This window comes from Hydrocarboniphaga sp. FW305-C-57 (genome assembly GCF_058783045.1).
This window is the reverse complement of record NZ_JBYSYG010000005.1, coordinates 189716-207644: the sequence shown is the minus strand read 5'-3', so window position 1 is coordinate 207644 and position 17929 is coordinate 189716. Positions and strand designations below refer to the sequence as shown.

At 65.7% G+C, this 17929-nt stretch carries 15 protein-coding genes and 1 tRNA gene; 8 read left to right on the top strand and 8 right to left on the bottom strand.

The features are described from left to right. The first annotated feature begins 2 nt into the window (after positions 1-2). Positions 3-902 carry a ketopantoate reductase family protein gene (locus tag AC3WUM_RS12435; RefSeq protein WP_492410630.1) on the top strand — a complete coding sequence of 300 codons (900 nt, stop codon included), beginning with the start codon at positions 3-5 and terminating at the stop codon, positions 900-902. A 15-nt stretch (positions 903-917) separates the two neighbouring features. On the opposite strand, the gene AC3WUM_RS12430 is transcribed toward AC3WUM_RS12435, so the two are convergent. Both AC3WUM_RS12430 and AC3WUM_RS12425 read right to left on the bottom strand, forming a co-directional pair. After that, entirely contained in the window at positions 918-1880 is a 963-nt protein-coding gene (locus AC3WUM_RS12430) for a universal stress protein (protein WP_492410629.1), read from the bottom strand. Between the two features lie 22 nt (positions 1881-1902). Continuing rightward, positions 1903-2811: a bestrophin family protein gene (locus AC3WUM_RS12425; RefSeq protein ID WP_492410628.1), complete on the bottom strand. Its 909-nt coding sequence runs from the start codon at positions 2809-2811 to the stop codon at positions 1903-1905. A 203-nt stretch (positions 2812-3014) separates the two neighbouring features. On the opposite strand from AC3WUM_RS12425, the gene AC3WUM_RS12420 reads away from it, so the two are divergent. Further along, positions 3015-4454: an ATP-binding protein gene (locus tag AC3WUM_RS12420; RefSeq protein WP_492410627.1), complete on the top strand. Its 1440-nt coding sequence runs from the start codon at positions 3015-3017 to the stop codon at positions 4452-4454. After that, entirely contained in the window at positions 4447-5088 is a 642-nt protein-coding gene (locus AC3WUM_RS12415; protein ID WP_492410626.1) for a LuxR C-terminal-related transcriptional regulator, read from the top strand. The genes AC3WUM_RS12420 and AC3WUM_RS12415 overlap by 8 nt, the downstream gene beginning before the upstream one ends. A 39-nt stretch (positions 5089-5127) precedes the next feature. Here AC3WUM_RS12415 and AC3WUM_RS12410 read toward each other — a convergent pair whose 3' ends face one another. Beyond that, the gene (locus tag AC3WUM_RS12410) at positions 5128-6381 is read right to left on the bottom strand and encodes a putative Na+/H+ antiporter (protein WP_492410625.1); all 1254 of its coding nucleotides are present in this window, start codon (positions 6379-6381) and stop codon (positions 5128-5130) included. Between the two features lie 122 nt (positions 6382-6503). Between AC3WUM_RS12410 and AC3WUM_RS12405 the strand changes: the two genes are divergently transcribed. The 3 genes from AC3WUM_RS12405 (at position 6504) to AC3WUM_RS12395 (ending at position 9078) form a co-directional block, all read left to right on the top strand. Continuing rightward, positions 6504-6580: transfer RNA gene (locus AC3WUM_RS12405), tRNA-Val, on the top strand. A 319-nt stretch (positions 6581-6899) separates the two neighbouring features. Beyond that, positions 6900-7331, top strand: coding sequence for a hypothetical protein (locus AC3WUM_RS12400; protein WP_492410624.1), 432 nt, complete (start codon positions 6900-6902; stop codon positions 7329-7331). Between the two features lie 91 nt (positions 7332-7422). After that, positions 7423-9078 carry an alkaline phosphatase D family protein gene (locus tag AC3WUM_RS12395; protein WP_492410623.1) on the top strand — a complete coding sequence of 552 codons (1656 nt, stop codon included), beginning with the start codon at positions 7423-7425 and terminating at the stop codon, positions 9076-9078. A 24-nt stretch (positions 9079-9102) separates the two neighbouring features. On the opposite strand, the gene AC3WUM_RS12390 is transcribed toward AC3WUM_RS12395, so the two are convergent. The 5 genes from AC3WUM_RS12390 to AC3WUM_RS12370 all read right to left on the bottom strand — a co-directional run bounded on the left by AC3WUM_RS12390 (position 9103) and on the right by AC3WUM_RS12370 (position 16404). Then, the gene (locus tag AC3WUM_RS12390; RefSeq protein ID WP_492410622.1) at positions 9103-10419 is read right to left on the bottom strand and encodes an alkaline phosphatase PhoX; all 1317 of its coding nucleotides are present in this window, start codon (positions 10417-10419) and stop codon (positions 9103-9105) included. Positions 10420-10575: 156 nt separating this feature from the next. Next, on the bottom strand, positions 10576-11919 hold the full coding sequence (locus AC3WUM_RS12385; protein ID WP_492410621.1) for a hypothetical protein: 1344 nt from the start codon (positions 11917-11919) through the stop codon (positions 10576-10578). Positions 11920-11982: 63 nt separating this feature from the next. Beyond that, a complete protein-coding gene (locus AC3WUM_RS12380; protein ID WP_492410620.1) occupies positions 11983-12798 on the bottom strand; it encodes a hypothetical protein in 816 nt (271 codons plus the stop codon). A 46-nt stretch (positions 12799-12844) separates the two neighbouring features. Then, positions 12845-15385 carry an Ig-like domain-containing protein gene (locus AC3WUM_RS12375; RefSeq protein ID WP_492410619.1) on the bottom strand — a complete coding sequence of 847 codons (2541 nt, stop codon included), beginning with the start codon at positions 15383-15385 and terminating at the stop codon, positions 12845-12847. 95 nt (positions 15386-15480) lie between these two features. Then, positions 15481-16404, bottom strand: coding sequence for a cation diffusion facilitator family transporter (locus tag AC3WUM_RS12370; RefSeq protein WP_492410618.1), 924 nt, complete (start codon positions 16402-16404; stop codon positions 15481-15483). Between the two features lie 380 nt (positions 16405-16784). On the opposite strand from AC3WUM_RS12370, the gene ndhC reads away from it, so the two are divergent. Together ndhC and AC3WUM_RS12360 are read left to right on the top strand one after the other, a co-directional pair. Next, positions 16785-17213 (top strand): NADH-quinone oxidoreductase subunit A, encoded by a 429-nt coding sequence (ndhC, locus tag AC3WUM_RS12365; RefSeq protein ID WP_492410617.1) that lies wholly within the window; start codon positions 16785-16787, stop codon positions 17211-17213. A 93-nt stretch (positions 17214-17306) separates the two neighbouring features. Continuing rightward, positions 17307-17924, top strand: coding sequence for a NuoB/complex I 20 kDa subunit family protein (locus AC3WUM_RS12360; RefSeq protein WP_492410792.1), 618 nt, complete (start codon positions 17307-17309; stop codon positions 17922-17924). Positions 17925-17929 lie beyond the last annotated feature (5 nt).

Genomic DNA, 17929 nt, shown 5'->3' with positions numbered 1-17929 from the left:
CGATGAAGATCGCCGTGATGGGTGCCGGTGCGGTCGGCTGCTACTTCGGTGCCTTGCTTGCGCGTGCCGGGCACGAGGTCGTGCTGATCGGGCGGCCGGCGCTGGTCGAGCAGGTGCGACGCAAGGGCCTGTGGCTGGAATCGGCGGCGTATACCGGCGCGGTGTCCCTGCAGGCCGATACCGAAGCTTCGGCCATCGACGGGGCGCAGCTCGTGCTGTTCTGCGTGAAGTCCGGTGACACGCAAGGCGCGGGCGAGGCGATCGCCCCGCATCTGTCGCCCGATGCGTTCGTGCTGAGTCTGCAGAACGGTGTCGACAATGCGCAGCGCCTGTCTGCCGCGATCGGCCGCCAAGCCGTGCCCGCGGTCGTCTACGTCGCGACCGCGATGGCCGGCGCCGCGCACGTCGTGCATCACGGGCGCGGAGAACTGCTGATCGGTCCTTCGCCGGTGAGCGAGGAAATCGCCGCGCTGCTCGCGCAGGCCGCGATTCCGACACAGGTGTCCGAGCAGGTCGTCGAAGCGCTCTGGAACAAGCTCGTCATCAACTGCGCCTGGAACGCACTGTCCGCGATCTCGAACCAGCCCTACGGCAAGCTGCTCGAAAGCGAAGGCGTCACGCGCCTGATGCGCCAGGTATTCGACGAGTGCCTCGCGGTCGCGGGCGCCGCCGGCATCGTGCTTTACGAGACACTCTGGGGTGCCGTGCTCGACATCGGCGTGAGCATGGCGGGCCAGCGTTCGTCGACCGCCCAGGATCTCGCGCGCGACAAGCGCAGCGAGATCGATCACCTGAACGGCTACGTCGTGCGGCTCGGCGAAACCTTCGGCATCGCCACACCCGTCAACGCCACCCTGCATCGGCTCGTGAAACTGCTCGAGCAGGAGCGCGAGGGCCGCTGAGGGAGATGCGCGCGCTCAATGTGTGCGCGCACTCTGCTGGGTGATGCCCGGCAGCCTGCGCGCCGGCAGTGGACGGGAACCGAACACCGAGGATTGCGGCGCCGGCAGCATCGGGTCGCGGCCTTCGCTTTCGCGCGGAGGCACGCAGATCAGCAGGCAGGGCGAGTCGGTGAGCTTGCTGTTGAACGAGGCCTGCAGTAGGCGCTTGCGCATGACTGCCGCGCGATCGACGACCAGAATGCTCGACTGCGTGCGCTTGAGCAGTTTCCTGAGCACGCTTTCGGCTTCGCCGGTACCGACATGCAGACGCACCGGCAAGTCGTCCCCGAGCTGCGATGCGATGTCGGCGAGGCGCTGGCTCGCCACTGCTTCGGACAGGGGGCGATCCGAGTACAGCGCGTCGATCAGGATGCCTTCGTTGACCTCGGGCAGCGCGTGCAGCAGATGCAGTTCGGCGCCACGCCGGCGCGCGAGCGCGGCGGCTTCGCGCACGTGATCGAGCCGCGTTTCCTGGCCCGAGATCCAGCAGGCGACGTGGCCGCCGGTGCTCGGCGGCTCCGGAATCCGGTCGGTGTGCGGCAGCGTGAGCATCGGCGTGATCACATCGTGCAGCACCTTCGCGCGCAGCGAGGAATGCAGCGGGCGCGGCAGGCTCGACCGCGTGCTCGGCGGCATCACGAGCAGCGAATTGGGCTGGCTGCGGCAGTATTCGGCGATCGCTTCGGCCGGCTTGCCGCTGCGCAGCACGCGTTCGCTGTTCGGATAGTGCGCGGCCTCGGCGAAGAACGAATCGAGCGAGCGACGCGCCTGCAGATGCGCTCCGGCGGCGTGCACGTGCAGCAGCGTGAGCCTGGCCTGCAGCGAATCGACCCACTGCGCGACGAGCGGAATCGCGGCGTGGCAGGCTTCGGAGAAATTGGTCGCGAAGACGAGCTGTCGCGGAAATGGATGCTGGGTGGTCGCGTTGAGTGCGGTCATGGCGTTCTCCTTGGCTGGCAAATCAGTAAACGAAGCCGTCGATGGCGGTGACTTCGGGCAGCGCCTGGCGCTGGTTGATCATTTCGCGCAACGTGAGCTCGATGCCGCGCGAGAGGGCGGTCATCGGCGTGTCGTTGACGGTGTTTTCGAATGGGTCCTCGATCGCGCTGCTCGAGGCATCGAGCGCGATCAGGATGAAGCTGATCAAGGTCGAAGCCACTGGCGTGACGAGCCCGAGGCCGGCGACCAGGCCGAGCGGAACCAGCCAGCAGAACGCGTCGACGAGTACGCTCGGCAGGAAGCTGAACTGGCGCGGCAGCGGCGTGTTCTTGATGCGCTCGCAGGCGCCCTGGATGTTCGCGAGCGTGGTCAGGCTGCCGTCGAGCGCGGTCCAGCGCATGCTGTCGATCATTCCGCGCTGGCGGGCTTCCTGCAGCAGCTCGCCGATGCGCAAGGTCAGCACGTTCGGAATGTTCTTGTAGAGCCGCAGCGTGTCGGCGCGCTCGGGGCCGAGCAGGCCGTACAGTTCGGGCAGCGGATTCTGCTTGCGCAGATGGCAGCGCAGCGCATGCACGAAGGCCACCTGGTGGATCACGATGTCGTCGCGCAGTTTCTTCTGCGCGCCATCGTGCGGGTCGACATCGAGCGCCGTGAGCGCCTGGCGGGCGAGGGCGCGCGAGGTGTTCACGAGCGAGCCCCAGAGCTGGCGCGCCTCCCACCAGCGGCCGTAGGCCGCGTTGGCACGAAACGCCAGGAAGATCGCCAGCGCAGAGCCGAGCGTGCCGATCGGCAAGGCATCGAGCGACAGCCAGTGCCAGTCCCAGAACACGTAGAGTCCGGCGACCGCGCAATCGAAGGCGAGCAGCACCAGCAGGCGCTTGTAGGTGCGTGGCCATAGACGCTTCAGCGGGAAGCTGTCACGCAGAATCATGTGGAAAGCACTCCAGATCGGACGGTGAAACCTGGATTCATTACAGCGATGCGGCAGCGCCCTGTCTGCCTATCGATCCGCCATCCGTCGTCGGCTCGTTCATGTCCGAACGGTTAAGGGGAATCTATCTTTCGATAGCCTGGAAACTTGGCCGCCGAACCGCAGGTCATTACCCGAATAACCGAAGCCAACTAGCGACGCGCATGGAACGATTGAGACTGCCCTTCAGGGTCAGCGGGCAGGTGGTCAAGCTCAGCAAGCGCACGACGCTGTGGATTTCGGCCGCGATGCTGGCCGGCCTGGTGTTCGCCGAATGGCAATCGCAACTGAGCGTTTCGCTGGGCCTGCTCTACATCCTGCCCGTGGTGTTCGCCGCGACCGTGCTGTCGCGCTCGCAGATTTTGCTCGCGGCGATCGCCTGCGCCGGTCTGCGCGGCCTGTTCGTCACGCATGAACTGATGCTCGAGCAGGCGCTGCGTTTTTCGATGGCGACGGTGGCCTACTCCGGGTGCGGCCTGCTGGTGGCCGAGATCAGCCGCACGCGGCGCGTGGTGCTCGGCCATTACGCGCGCCTGCGCGCCGAGCAATGGCTGCGCCGGCGCGCCGAACGCCAGCTGCGCCTGCTCGCCGACAGCAGCCCGGCGGCGATCCTGACCGTCGGCAACGATGGCCGTATCCTGGCCGCCAACCGCGCGACCCAGGAGATGCTCGACTTGCCCGAGAACGCGACCCTGATCGGCCTGCCGGTGCGCGAGTTCCTGCCCGTGCTCGACGATGCCCTGTCGATGAGCGCGAACCTCGACGACATGCGCACCTCGACCTCGACCTGGGGCCGGCGCGTCGACGGCAGCCCGTTTCCGGCGACCACCTGGTTCTCGGTCTACGCGGATCGCAGCGGGCGCAATCTCGCGGCGATCGTCGTCGATACGTCGGAAGAAGTGCGCGAGCGCGAGCACGCGCATTTCCAGGATCTGCTCAAGTACAACCGCTTGCTCGCGGGCGCGGTTTCGCACGAGATTCGCAACCTGTGCTCGGCCGCGAGCGTGGTGAGCTCGAATCTCGCGCGTCATCAGGCCATGCAGCACGATCCGGACCTGGCCGCCTTGCGCAGCCTCGTCGCCGCGCTGCTCGAGCTCGCCTCGTTCGATCTGCGCAAGCAGTCCAAGCCGAGCATCAGCGCCACTTCGCTACAGACGCTCTGCACCGAGCTCGACGTCATCGTCGGTCCCGACTGGGCGGATATCGACGGCGAAGTGATCAGCCGGGTTCCGCACGATTTCCCGCCTGTGCGCTGTGATCGCCACGCCCTGCTGCAGGTGCTGCTGAATCTGGCGCAGAACGCCTTGCGCGCGGTTTCCGCGCAGCCGCGGCGCCAGCTCGAGCTCAGCGCACGGCTCGAAAGCGGTCGCGCCGTACTGAGCGTGCGTGATTCCGGCCCCGGCGTCGCCGAGCCCGAGCATCTGTTCCAGCCGTTCCGCACCGGCGCCGACGGTTCGGGCCTGGGCCTCTACATCTCGCGTGCGCTCATGCACAACCAGGATGGCCAGCTGCGCTATGTCGCGGGTGGTCCGGGAGGTTGCTTCGAGCTGCATCTGCCGCTCGCGCAGGAGCCGGCGATCGAAATCGGGGCCGCGAATGGGTGATTCGATCTTCGACCCGATCCGGCTCTACCTGCTCGACGATCACACGTTGTTCCGCGAGGGCCTGCTGCGCCTGCTCACTGCGGACGCGCGCTTCGTCGTCGTCGGCCAGTCCGGCACGCTCGCGCAGGCGCTCAGCGAGATCGAGACCCTCAAGCCCGACGTGGTGATCCTGGATCACGAACTCGGCGAGCACTCTGCGCTCGATTTCATGCGCCAGCGCCCGGCCGCGCGCAACAGCGCGGTGCTCGTGGTCACCGCGGGCCTGCCCGAGCGCGACGCGCTCGAGCTGATCCGCCTCGGCGTCTCGGGCATCTGCCGCAAGGAGGTCTCGCCGGACGAACTCAAGAACAGCATCCACGCGGTCGCGCTAGGACGCGTGCTGATCGAGCAGCGTTATCTGCAGGCGATCGTGGCGACGAGTTCGCAGCCGGACCGCGTGAGCTTCACCGAGCGCGAGCGCGCGGTGCTGCGCGGCCTGCTGCAGGGGCTGTCGAACAAGCTCATCGCGCGGCAGCTCGGCAGCTCCGAGAGCGCGGTGAAGGCGATCTTCCAGCAGCTGTTCAACAAGCTCGACGTGCGCTCGCGCAGCCAGCTCGTGCTCGTGGTGATCCAGCGCTACCGCGATCTGCTGTAGCTGGCCCGCATTTATCCGGCGACCTGCGAGAAATGCGGGCTAGAGCAGCAGAAACGCAACGATCGTAACGAGGGTGGGGCCGAGCGCGGCGACGAACAGCCCGCCCGCGCTGATCGCGCCGCCATCGAAGTGATCCTTGAGGATCGAGAAGCCCGCCGGATTCGGCGCGTTGGCGATCACCGTGAGGCCGCCGCCGGTCACCGCGCCGGCGACCAGCGCGTACTTGAAGGCATCGTCGATGCCTTGCACGAGCGAGCCCAGGTAGGTCAGCGCGGCGTTGTCGGTGATCGCGGTCAGCGCGGTCGCGCCGAAGAACAGCACGGTCGGATCCAGGCCGGTCAACATATCCTGCAGCCACCAGCGCTGCTGGGCTCCGAGCGTGACCAGGCCGGCGAGGAAGAACGCGACGAGCAGACCTTCGCGCAGCATCAGCCGGTCGTTGTGGCGTTCGTAGGCGTCCGCCACGCCGAGAAAGAACAGGAACATGGCGATGAACACCGTCGGGTGATGGGCGAACACCACGACGCCGGCCAGGAATGCCAGATGCACGATGATCAGCAGCACCGGTACCCGCGCTCCGGGCCTGCCGGCCAATGGCAGGCCCCGCAGCTCGCTGCGGAACAGCAGCGTGGCGACGGAGGCGTTGACGATGACGGCGATCGCCGCCTTCCAGCCGAAGGTGCTCATCATGTGCGTGATGTCCCATCCCCAGGTGCCCGCCACCATGAGGACCGGCGGCGCCGCGTAGGGCGTCAGCGTTCCGCCGATCGAGACGTTGACGAACAGCACGCCGAGCGTGGCGTATTTCAGTCGCGCCGAAACCGGCTGCGAATAGATCTGGTCACGCAGCATCAGGGCCGCCAGCGTCATCGCCGCGGGCTCGGTGATGAAGGAGCCGAGCAAGGGCACCACGGACAACAGCATGAAATAGGTCGCCACGTTCGTGGGCATCGGCAGCACGAACGACAGCATGCGCACGAGCGCTCCGGCCGCCACCAGAATCGGACGGCTCGCCGCGATCACCATGATCACGAAGACGAACATCGCCTCGGTGTAATTGAGGCCTTCGAGATAGTGCGTGGCCGATTCGGCACCCGTGTACAGAACCAGGAACAGCGTGAAGACGAGGGCCCAGAAACCGAACACCGCCTCCACCTCGCCGAGCAGATGCCAGATCCCCGCATTGGCCGGATTGCGCTCCGCGAGCTTCTCGAATCTGGAAGCCATGAAAGTGTGCAGGATGGCGACGGCGAACAAAGCGGTGCCGACGATCTCGGGGAGGCTGGGGTTCATCAGTCTCGGCCTTGGCGTGAATGAGGGGCGATTGATTATTCCACAGTGCTTGCGTCTGCCGGCGCGGCCTTGTATCTTTCGCGCCCCTGCAGTTTCGCAGCAGGTTCTCCAGTAGTTTCAGCAGGCGCGTAGCTCAGCTGGTTAGAGCACTACCTTGACATGGTAGGGGTCGGAGGTTCGAGTCCTCTCGCGCCTACCAATTCGATGAGTCGACGACTCGCGGGTTGGTAGATCGACGCAATCCATCACTTCTCCTGGCCGGTCATTCGTGTCGTGCGGTCGAGCGCGCTCGCACCGTTCGGCGTCGCGCTCGCGCGCCGAGCCGCCGGCTCCGGCAGAATGGCCGGGTGTCGGCCGGCCCGAAGGTAAAGTTTTCCGACATGCGTCCGTTGAAGGGGCAGGCCAGAATGCGAGGCCTGGGACGCGTGAGGATCGGTTCAGGACCGATCTGCCAAAGTTCCAGGCGCTGTGGCGAGCCGACAGGGCGCCGCCCGGCGATTGTCATGAGGGGGTTCGGGATGCTCGATTCCATTTCCTGGCGTCTGCTCGGCAAGGGCCAGCAGAAGCATGCGGATCATCCGCGGCGTGCTTTCGTCCACGCCTTGCTCGATGTCTACGAGCGCTTCGGTGTTTATGTCGGCGGCCAGCTGCTCTACAGCGATCTGGTCCGTGAATGGCCGATCACCAATTTCCGCCGCGGCGATCTCGAAACCGCGCTCGACGATTCGCTCGAATGGCAGCTGGTTTCGCTCGCCGACGGGGCGGGCGGTCCGGCCGTGGTGCTGCTGTCGACCGATATTCCGGCCGACCAGGGCACCAGCATGGCCCAGCGCCTGCGCGAGAAGGCGGCCGACCGTGCGCTGCGCCTGCAGCGCGCCCGCCTGTCGAACAAGCAGCCCTGGGATGGTGTCGAGCGCCGCCGTCCGCACTTGAAGCCTGCCGATAGCTAGGCTGTTTTTACCTGGGCTGATGAGCTGGGCTGTCACGAGCCGGTGATCTGCGATTCCGAGACTGCGCGAAGACCTTTTCTTCGCGCCGTCCATGCCGCCTTTCTCCCGACGCGAGCTGCTGCTCGCCGCCGTTTCGCTTCCGATGCTGAGCGCCTGCGGCGCCAGCGATGACGCAGACTCCACCGCGACCCTCGATGCAGCGCAGTTCACACACGGCGTCGCGAGCGGCGATCCGCTGCCCGATGCGGTCATTTTGTGGACGCGCGCGCTGCCGGTTTCGGGCGCAGCGACGCGAGCCTGGATTCGCTACGAGGTCTCGACCGATCCGTCGTTCGCGAGCCTCGCCGCGCAAGGCACGGCGCTGGCCGACGCCGTGTCCGATTACACGATCAAGCTCGACCTCGTCGGCCTGCGCCCGGGCACCGCGTACTACTACCGCTTCGTTTCGGCGAGCCAGACCTCGCCGATCGGGCGTACGCGCACGGCTCCGGAGGCCGGCGCGACGGTCGAGCGGCTGCGGCTGGCCTTCGTCACCTGCTCGAACTACGTCGCTGGCTATTTCCACGCCTACCGCCGCGTGGCCGAGCGCCACGATCTGCAGGCCGTCGTGCACCTGGGCGACTACATCTACGAGAACGGGGCGACCGATCGTGTGCGCCCGCACGAGCCGCCGCGCGAAATCCTCACGCTCGCCGACTATCGCCAGCGCTACGCGCAATACCGCGCCGACGAGGATTTGCAGGAACTGCACCGCCAGCACCCGATGATCTGGGTCTGGGACGATCACGAAATCTGCAACAACGCCTGGAAAGGCGGTGCCGAAAGCCACGATCCGGCGCTCGGCGATTACGCGGCGCGCCGGCTCGCCGCAGCGCAAGCCGCTTTCGAATGGCTGCCGATCCGGGCGCCCGATGCCGCCGATCCGATGCGCGTCTACCGTGCCTTCAAGTTCGGCGATCTGGCCGACCTGACGATGCTCGACACGCGCCACATCGGCCGCGACCGCCAGCTGCCGCCGAACACGCTGTTCCAGGATGCGGTGCCGGTGTTCACGCAGAGCGGCGAGTTCGTCGAGCCGGGGCGCCAGCTGCTCGGCGAGGCACAGGAGGCCTGGTTCGCGGCGAACGAGCCGGCGCGCACCGCGACCTGGCAGCTGATCGGCAACCAGGTGTATTTCTCGCCGCTCAAGCTGCTCGGGGTTCCGCGTGCGGCGGGTGGCGGCCTGTACCTGTCGAACGACAAGTGGGACGGCTACGCCCCGGCGCGCGATCGGCTGCTCGCGCAGCTGGCCGGCCGGCAGAACCTCGTTTTCCTGACCGGCGATGCGCACGAAGCCTATGCGTTCGAGGTCACCGCCGACCCGAACGGGCCCGGCTACGCCGCGCTGACCGGCGCGGGCGCCGTGGCGGTGGAATTCGTCGCCACCTCGATCACCTCGCGTGGCGATCCGGACAGCGGCGGCGGGCTGACGTCGGTGCTCGACGGCCTGGCGACCAATGCCGAGCAGCTGCTGCGGCTCAGCAATCCGCACCTGAAGTACTACGAGAACATCCACAACGGCTACCTGCTGCTCGACCTGACGCCCGCGCGCCTGCAGGCCGAGTTCTGGATGGTGCCGAGGGTGACGACGCGCAGCGACGAGCAGTCGCTCGATCGTGCGTTTTCGGTCGCGAGCGGCCGTTCGCGGCTCGTCGCCGCGAGCGCGCCGACCGAGGCGATCGCCGGGTCTCCTGCGCCGGCGCCCTGATCGGACGCCCACGCGGGGTGGCGATCAGACCGTGAACCAGGGCCCTTCGACCGCGTAGGTGATGCCGGCGGTGCCGACGCCATTGCCGTCGCCCGGGCCGCGCTGCGAGCTGAAATAGAAGAAGCGGCCGTCCGGCGAGAACGCCGGGCCGGTGACTTCCGAGCCCATGTGGCCGACGAGCTGGATCATCGCCGCGATGCTGCCGTCGGCCTTGATCGCGACGGCCTGCTGGTTCGGATCGCCCTTGTCCTCGACCACGATGATGTCCCCGCCCGGCGTCATCACGACGTTGTCGACCGAATCGAGGATCGGATTGGGCTGGTGCCAGGCGTCGTCGTAGAGCACTTCGATGGTCTGGGCGGCGATGTCGAGCGCCCAGACGCGGCGGTCGCCCTTGGTCGTGAAATAGACCATGCCGGCCTGGTACCAGATGCCTTCGCCGCCGTTGAACGCGGTGGTCTGCTCGACCTGGTAGCGCGTCTGCTGCTGCAGCACGCTGCCGAGCAGGCCCGGATTCGGGTTCGGGATGTCGTGCCAGTCCACCGGCCAGGGGCCGCGCGCGCTCTCGAGGTTGATGTCGTCCGTGGTGATCACGCGCAGGGCCTGCAGCTTGCCGGTTTCGCTCGGCCGGCCGCCGACGTTGGCGGTGTCCGGGACGAAGCGGTAGAAGCGGCCGTCGGGACGATCCTCGGTTTCGTAGAAGACGTTGGTGCTGTCATCGACCGCCACCGCCTCGTGATAGAAGGTGCCGAGTCCGCTCCAGCGCGTGACGTTGCGGCCGGTGGTGTCGAACGGATCGCACTCCCAGACCACACCGAGATCGTATTCCTCGCCCGACAGCCAGGTGCCCCAGGGCGTCACGCCGCCACCGCAGTTCAGGCGCGTGAGCAGGCCCGGCAGGATGTTGTAGGCCGAGACGATCTCGCCGCGGGCATCGAAGCGGATCGCATCGACCCCGCCGGGCAGGAACTCGCGATTGCTCGCGTAGACCCAGCCGCCGTCCGGGGCCGCGAACACGGCCGCGCCGTCCGGGTCGGTATGCCAGCGAAAGCCGGTGCTGCCGACGACCTCATTGGCCCGCGCGATCACGCGGCTCTTGAAGCCCTTCGGAATCAGCAGGCCGTTCTCGTCGGGCGTGGGGTCGAGTTCGGGAAAATCGAGCCGGCCCTTGATCGGAGTGACGCTGCCGCCGCCTTCGCCGTCCCGTGTGCCGCTACTGCCGCAGCCGACCAGACCGCCGCCAATGCTCATGAGCCCTAAACCCATGAAGCTGGACTGCAATATTTCGCGGCGCGTGAGACCGCGGCGCTGGCTGCGCCGGAAGTTCGATGGCTTGGGCATGAGGCCTGGCTCGGAAAAGAAAAGCGGATCAGCCGCCGATGATAGGCAAGGCCGATGTCGCTGGCGTGACGAATCAGTCTGGTATGCGCAAGAGCATCGCCTGGAATCGTCCACGGCGAGCCTGCCGCGACAGGCTTCTGGGGTGGGTGGCGGTCGTCAGTTCGTGTTGATGGCGGGCTGCGGCAGGTTTCTGAGCCACGCGATGATTTCATCAATGCATCGCTGGGCTTTCTTGCCGCAGCGCCGCATCCAGAGGAAGCCGACTACGCAGGTCGCGATGGCGGTTCCCGCTGTCGCTACGACGGTGAGCCTCATGTAGTCGTCCTCGTAGCTCCCCATGCCGGATGGCGCGGTGAGAAAGCCCATGACCGAGAAGACTGCGAAGGCGACGAACCCGAGCGCCGCGGCTGTTGCGAGGACCAGCAGCAGGGCACGGCCTGCGCGAGCTGGCACCAGATGCGGATGCAGGGAATCGCCGTTGTACCAGTACTCGCCGGTGCTGCGATTGCAGATCAGCAGGTAGGGGGTCTGGATGCGTTTGCGCGACGCCCGGAAAAGATGCAGCCGGTCGCCGGGCTCGACGCTGATGTTCCAGTTGCGCAGGCGCACACTTTGCTGCTGGCCATCGCCGCAATCGAGCCGGATGTCCCAGTGGACGACCGTGCGTGAAGAGATCGAGACGGTGACCGGAGCATTGTTCGGTCCGCCACCGCCGCTGCCGGAGACGATGGTTTCGAGATCCTTGCGTGCACTGAGCACGACACCGCCGGTAGTTTTCACGTCCCAGAGTTTGCTGCGCACACGCAACTGCCGGCCATCCGGTGATGGCTTCCATGTCGTTCGCGCGAGCGCGCCTGTCATCCAGGCGAAGCCGGCCAAGGCGAACAGCAGCAGGCCGGCGGCAAGGCCCGCGAGTCGCATCGCCTGCTGGCGATCCTGCTGAAGCCGTTCTTCGGCTCTGAGATTCGCCGCCCCCAGGGCTGCCTGCTGCCGTCGAGTGGCCTGTCCCCGCGATGCGCGCTCTCGATCGACGGCGGCACGTGCCGCTGGCTTCAGGAGCGCCAGCCATTCCGCGTCGCTGACCGGTTCGTCGAGCGCAGGAAATGCCTTGTCCCGCTTGCCTGTCACGGGGTGGATGCCGCTCCTGGCGTTGCTGCACATGCGGTTCCATTCCCGCTTGTTGTCCTCGGTGTCCAGTGCCTTGACGCTACTCTCGTAGCGCTGCCGGAGTTCGCCGATGCCCTTCTGGTAGTCGGCCTGCAGGGCCTTCATCGCCGGCGTCGGATTGAACATGTAGGCGGCGGGAAAGTCGCGTCCGCGCCAGAGCCGTTCCAGTGCTGCGCACTGCCGGCCCAGAGTCTGCGCGGGACCGGCGCCCTGGATTCCCTTGGTGACATCCGTGACCGTGGGCATGTCGCGCAGCCAGGACGTGTCCTGTTGCTGCTGCGCGAGGGCCGGCGTGCAGAGGGACAGCGCAAGCATCGACGTTCGCCATTTCATAAATGTTCTGCTTGTTGTGTGTCGAAGAGCAGAGTGCGCTGCGTTGGGCCTGACAAGTTGCTATTAGAGTCTGGGCGTCTGGGCTTGGCCTTCGCGCTTGCGGATGGCCTCGGTTTCCAGTTTGTCTACCCAAGCGTTTCTTGCATGCTGCGCGGCCACGATGGCCCCCACGTCGAACATCGCAGCCTTGAACCAGGTAGCGGGGTTGTTGTTGGTCCCGTGGTAATAAAGGAATGCGCCGCAGCTCGTCAGGTCGCCAGAAAACACGGCTTTGGTGGAGCCTGCTCCTTGTTGCCATTTTTCGAGTTCGGCCACGGCCTGGGCGAAATTGCCCTTGTTCTCGAGGTTTGATGAAAACGGATTGTGGTTGACGGTCTTGGGGGAGCCCTCGCCGTACTTCACCCAGATGCAGGAAGGTTTGCCCTGCTCTTCCCAGATCGGCGTGTTCGAGCCGTCTGTTGTCGAGGGCTGGCCGTACTTTGCCGTCAGGGATTGCAGGAACTGTGCTCCCGGCGGCGCGTCGGGTATGTTGTGTTCCGTCCGCAGGATGGCAATCGCGCGCGTCTCTCCGGCGGGACCCGAGAACCACACTTTCAGCGGCGTCTGGATGGACTTGCGCGTGACGCGCAGCTCCATGCTGCTGAGGAACGCCGGCGTCTTGAACTGATTGACCTCGTCGCTATACGGAATGGATGCATTGCTGGCGATGATCTTGCCCTTGGGATCGTAGGCCTGGAACGCTGCTTTGACTTCAGCCTCGGTCATGCCGAGCTTGAGGCCGACGATGTCCCAGCCTGGCGCGGCGTATCCGGGCAGCGCCCAGGCGCACGATGCCAGGGTGGCGACGGCAATCAGAACCTTCATCCATTTCATGTTCATACCGGGTTCTCCATGGTTCACGAATGTATCGTCTAAGCCAAACGGCCTACGGCGCGCCCAGGAACAATGTAGCTTGGCCCCGCGCTCCTGCTGATGCGTTCCCTTCACGCCAAATGTTTTCCCACACCGTTAAATTGCAATCGAACCGGATTTGGTAGCTGCCCTGTGGGAGAACTCCGCTACTGAGCCCAGATTCCTCCGTCCAGGGACCGTCGAGGACGACGTTGCCTTTTGTGCTTTGATAGATTTCGCCACCGGCCCCGGTGGGGCTTCCGAGTCTGAAAGACGCCAACGCTTGATCCTGTTCCGTCGTTGCGTCGCCGCTGACATTGGCCTCCGCCTGCGTGATCTCGATGCGGTAAGGCGTGTTGGTTTCAACGCGGAAATCCATGATCGAGTAAGAGTCGTTGCTTGCTCCGAAGTCGTCCTTGGACCCTCTCTGTCCAGCGCTGCTACATGCCAATGTGGCACGGGCAAATGTCCCGTCATTGCGGTCTAGCAAAAGCTCGGAGCGCCCTGACGACTCCGCCCCTCCATAAGAGTTTGCAGACGACGCCACCACTTCTTGAGCGAATTCGTCGGGCGGGCTGTTTCTTGTCTCGCTTATGGCGGGGTCGCACCCCTCCGTGATCGTGCAAGTCAGTCCCGAGCTGGAGCCCACACTTTGTCTTTGCAGGACCACGGCGGCTGCGGGTACTGGCCCCTGCGCGATTTCCAGCGCAAGCAGGTCGGTTGCAAACAGCTTGGTGACGGCGAAGGAGAAGAACTCATCGGCTGTACCGCTGCTGTTCGCGGTGATGCTGAAGTCGAAGACGAGGTCGTTCTCGGCCGCGCTGCGGCGCGCGACGATTTCGGTACTCGTGTCGGAACGCTTGCGCACGAGCAGCACTTCGGAAATGTTGTAGAGCCCCAGGAACTTCGTGCTGGTCTGGTCCAGCGTCACGGTGAAGCCGACGGTGTCGCCGGCGACGAAGCGGGTGGTCGTGGCGCTCATCGTGCCGGACGGCGAAGACGCGAGCGCGTCGGTGGCGATCTCGGTCTGGCTCTGGGCCAGCGAATTCAGGCTCAGCAGTTCGAGCACATCGGCGATGTCGTCGCCGGGTCTTGCACTGGCGGCGAGCGTCAGCTCGTAGCCCGACCGGTAGCCGTAGTCGAGGGCCTGCGTGATCGCCGGCGCGAAGCTGGCGGCGAGTTCGGGGCCGGCGCGCGCTTCGAGCAGGCTGAAGCGCAGCGACCTGAAGCTGCTGTTGCCGATCGCCGCCTCGGCGTAGCCGAAGACCTGCAAGGTGGGTTCGAAGCGCAGGTCTTCGAGTCCCGGCAGGTCGAGCACGGGTTCGTGGGTCACCGTGAACTCGCTCATTTCGCGGCGGAATTCACAGTCGAAGAACGTGCAGGCCAGTCCGGTTTCGAGTGTGTTGCCGACTTGGCTTTTCACGCCGATTTGGGCTTCGGCCACCGTGAGCTTGCCGTCCAGCTCTAGGCCGACGCCGAACGGGATCACGCCGCCGACGTAGAACGAAAGCCAGCCGCCGACCGGAATCCGTTTCGAGAACAGCTCGGCCTTGCAAGTGAGGTTGCCTTCGAAGGCGACGGTGATCGTCGGCGCGAACTCGGCAGCGACGGTAGGGCTGGCCTTGAGCAGCAGGCGCTGTTCGCGAGAGTTGAATGTGATCTCGAACCGGGGATTGAACGCGACTGTGATCTTCGGTGCCGTGTCAAACGACATCGGCGGGTTGTCGTCATCGAAGCCCGCACTATCCACCTTGCAGTTCTGCAGGAACTTGGGTACGCGATAGCTGGCCTTCGCGATGGGTGCAGCTGTCGCGGCGCGCGCAGTGAATACCAGCATCCCGCCGCCATCGCTCGCGACCGCGAACTCCTCTGCAACGTCCGCCGCAATTTCGGTAGGCACGTGCGCGAGATCGAGCGTCTGGTCGATATCGACTTCCGGGAGCAACTCGTTGATAGGAACGAGTTTCAGCGTGACAAGCACACCGCCGCTTCCGGCTTCGGCCGCCACGACACGCCCGGCGACCGGTATCGAGCCTGAGCCGATCAGCAGCGTATCCACAGTCGGTACTTCGCTACCGGCGAGGACCACCGTGTAGGTATTGGCAAGGTCCGGCTCGGCCCCGGGATCGGTTTCGACGGGGCCGCTGACGATCTGTGTGTCGTCCACGACTACCGTGCCTGCGGCGGGCGCCGCCACGACGGCGAGCAGCGGTAAGGACTGGACATCGTCTGCCGATGCCACGATCTGACTGGAACCTGTCGCGCTCGCAGCCCGGGCCAGGCCGTTCGCATCCAAGGCGACGTCGCTGGTGTCGCTAGAAGTCCAGGTGACCGGGACGTCGATTTCGGCACCGCTGTCGTCGAAGACCCTGGCCGAGAGCTGCCGGGTCTGGCCTGAGGCCGTGAACAACAGGCCGGTCTGTTCGATCTCGACGCGAGCAGGCGTGGGCGTCGTCGGCGGCGGCAGTTCCGTGCCGCCGGAGCTTTCGTCACTGTTTCCGCCACCGCAGGCGGCGAGCATTCCCAGCAGCGCGGCGGCCAGCCAGCCGCGGATTGCAGACCGAAACGAATTCATCCCTGTTAACCCCCACTACAAATAGCCCATCAGCCCTCAAGGACGTCGGCCATCCGTAGCCTGGATTACCTTCTTATCTTGTCGCCCTCTCTCTTTCAAGCGACTGGTCCGTCAACTTGCCTCTCGGCGTAGTGCGCGGGCTCGACATGGATGGTGGCTTCGATCGGCCCGTAGCGCTCGGCGAGCTTCTGCTCGATCTGCTCGGTGATCCGGTGCGCGGTGTCGAGATCCCGCGTCGAGACCGTCAAATGCATTTCGACGAAGACCTGGCGCCCGACCAGGCCGCGCGAGTGGATCGCGTGGCAATCGATCACGCCCGCGATCGAGGTGGCGATGGCCTCGATTTCGGCGGGCTGGATGGCGGTGGCGTCGACGAGCCAGGGCACGTTGCTGCGCACCACCGCCCAGCCGCTCCAGAGCACCGCGATCGCCACCGGCACCGACAGCACCACGTCGATCCACCAGGCGCCGGTCAGCCAGACACCGGCCGCGCCGGCGATGACGCCGAGCGTGACCCAGATGTCGCCAAAGGTCTGCTGGGCGTCGGCGAGCAGCAGGTTGCTCCTGAGCCGGGTCGCGGCGCGTCGCTCGTAGACGGCGACAAACACGTTGACCGCGAGCACCAGCACGAGCAGGGCAAGCGAGATCGGCGTGATCTCGATCGCTGCGGCCGACGGGTCGAGCAGGCGTCCGACCGCGGACTGGAACACCTCGAAGCAGGCGATGCCGAGCATGGCCGCAATGCCGAGCGCGCCGATCGCCTCGAATTTCAGGTGTCCGTAGGGATGCTCGTGATCGGGCTTGGGCGTGGCCCAGCGCATGATCAGCAGCCCCATGACGTTGTTGAGGCTGTCGGTGAGGCTGTGCACCGCGTCGGCGATGATCGCCAGCGATCCGCTGGCCATCCCGACCGCCGCCTTGATCGCGCAGACCAGCAGGTTGAGCGCCAGCGTGAGCCACAGAATCCGGCGCACGCTGCGTTCGTAGGGCTCGGCTCCCGGGACGTTGGTGTCGGTCATCGGCCCAGTGTTGCACGCCGATGCAGGCGACAGAAGCAGGTCATTCCGATTCCGCATGAAGCGTCTGGTTGGCGGAAAGTGGTATTGACTTGCTGGTGGCTTCTGGCATGGGTTGGCCGACGATGACTTCAGATCGCGTGTCGATCAGTAAACATGTGGGGGGCCATCCAAAAACCGGAGCGCCCACTTGTCTGCCGAAGCTATATACTCCGGTGGATTCGCGGCGCCCGTCCGTGTACCTGGCTGGCAGACCCGTGCGATTCGTCGCCGGTGTCGTCACGCTATAAGCCGGTGCTTATCGGGCTCCACAACACCCCGAAGGGCCGAGCTCGTAAGCAGCAAAGACGCTGCTTCCGCCAGGAGCAGAGAGGCGTTTGCCGATGATCACTTCGCCAGAATTCTGGTCAACCGTCGTTTACGTCGTCGCCGTGTTCGGCCTCTGCGCCGTGATGCTGGGACTCTCCGTCCTGCTCGGCGGCCGTAGCTCCGCCCGGGCGCGCAACGAGCCCTTCGAATCGGGCGTCGTCTCCGCCTCTCCCGAACGCCTGCGCTTTCCGGCCAAGTTCTATCTGGTGGCCGTGTTCTTCGTGATCTTCGACGTCGAGGCGCTGTTCCTGTACGCCTGGGCCGTCAGCGTGCGCGAGGCCGGCTGGATCGGCTTCGTCGAAGCCTTCATCTTCATCTTCATCCTCGTCGCGAGCCTGGTGTATCTGGCCCGCATCGGGGCGCTCAGCTGGGCTCCGGCCTATCGCCGCCAGCTGAATCCGAATCGTCTTCTCAACCAGACTGTTGCGCCTGACGGTCGCTGATCACGCCGTCGCCAGCCTGAGGCCAGCATGGAATACAAACTCACCCGTCTCGACCCGTACCGTCCGACCGGCGTCTCGCCGTTGAATCGCGACATGGTCAAGGAAGACAAGCCGCAGCTCGGCGACACCTTCACCGAAGAGCAGATCAGCCGCAACGTGCTGACGGCCAAGCTCTCGGACATGGTCAACTGGGGGCGCAAGAATTCGATCTGGCCGTTCAACTTCGGGCTGTCGTGCTGCTATGTCGAGATGGCGACGGCCTTCACGTCCGTGCACGACATGGCGCGCTTCGGCTCCGAAGTCATCCGCGCCACCCCGCGGCAGGCCGACCTGATGGTCATCGCGGGCACCTGCTTCATCAAGATGGCGCCGGTCGTGCAGCGCCTCTACGAGCAGTTGCTCGAGCCGCGCTGGGTCATCTCGATGGGCTCCTGCGCCAATTCGGGCGGCATGTACGACATCTACTCGGTGGTGCAGGGCGTCGACAAGTTCCTGCCCGTCGATCTCTACGTGCCGGGCTGCCCGCCGCGTCCGGAGGCCTTCCTGCAGGGTCTGCTGATGCTGCAGGACTCGATCGGCAAGGAGCGGCGCCCGCTGTCGTGGGTGGTCGGCGACCAGGGCGTCTACAAGGCGCAGATGCCGGTCGAGCGCGACCGCAAGCTCGCCGAGCGCCAGGCGCAGACCATTCTGCGTTCGCCCGACTCGCTCTAAGGCTC

Bases quoted from the DNA above. Each gene is read 5' to 3' on its own strand.
- AC3WUM_RS12435 (WP_492410630.1), top strand. From the start codon at position 3: ATGAAGATCGCCGTGATGGGTGCCGGTGCGGTCGGCTGCTACTTCGGT.
- AC3WUM_RS12430 (WP_492410629.1), bottom strand. From the start codon at position 1,880: ATGACCGCACTCAACGCGACCACCCAGCATCCATTTCCGCGACAGCTC.
- AC3WUM_RS12425 (WP_492410628.1), bottom strand. From the start codon at position 2,811: ATGATTCTGCGTGACAGCTTCCCGCTGAAGCGTCTATGGCCACGCACC.
- AC3WUM_RS12420 (WP_492410627.1), top strand. From the start codon at position 3,015: ATGGAACGATTGAGACTGCCCTTCAGGGTCAGCGGGCAGGTGGTCAAG.
- AC3WUM_RS12415 (WP_492410626.1), top strand. From the start codon at position 4,447: ATGGGTGATTCGATCTTCGACCCGATCCGGCTCTACCTGCTCGACGAT.
- AC3WUM_RS12410 (WP_492410625.1), bottom strand. From the start codon at position 6,381: ATGAACCCCAGCCTCCCCGAGATCGTCGGCACCGCTTTGTTCGCCGTC.
- AC3WUM_RS12400 (WP_492410624.1), top strand. From the start codon at position 6,900: ATGCTCGATTCCATTTCCTGGCGTCTGCTCGGCAAGGGCCAGCAGAAG.
- AC3WUM_RS12395 (WP_492410623.1), top strand. From the start codon at position 7,423: ATGCCGCCTTTCTCCCGACGCGAGCTGCTGCTCGCCGCCGTTTCGCTT.
- AC3WUM_RS12390 (WP_492410622.1), bottom strand. From the start codon at position 10,419: ATGCCCAAGCCATCGAACTTCCGGCGCAGCCAGCGCCGCGGTCTCACG.
- AC3WUM_RS12385 (WP_492410621.1), bottom strand. From the start codon at position 11,919: ATGAAATGGCGAACGTCGATGCTTGCGCTGTCCCTCTGCACGCCGGCC.
- AC3WUM_RS12380 (WP_492410620.1), bottom strand. From the start codon at position 12,798: ATGAACATGAAATGGATGAAGGTTCTGATTGCCGTCGCCACCCTGGCA.
- AC3WUM_RS12375 (WP_492410619.1), bottom strand. From the start codon at position 15,385: ATGAATTCGTTTCGGTCTGCAATCCGCGGCTGGCTGGCCGCCGCGCTG.
- AC3WUM_RS12370 (WP_492410618.1), bottom strand. From the start codon at position 16,404: ATGACCGACACCAACGTCCCGGGAGCCGAGCCCTACGAACGCAGCGTG.
- ndhC (WP_492410617.1), top strand. From the start codon at position 16,785: ATGATCACTTCGCCAGAATTCTGGTCAACCGTCGTTTACGTCGTCGCC.
- AC3WUM_RS12360 (WP_492410792.1), top strand. From the start codon at position 17,307: ATGGTCAAGGAAGACAAGCCGCAGCTCGGCGACACCTTCACCGAAGAG.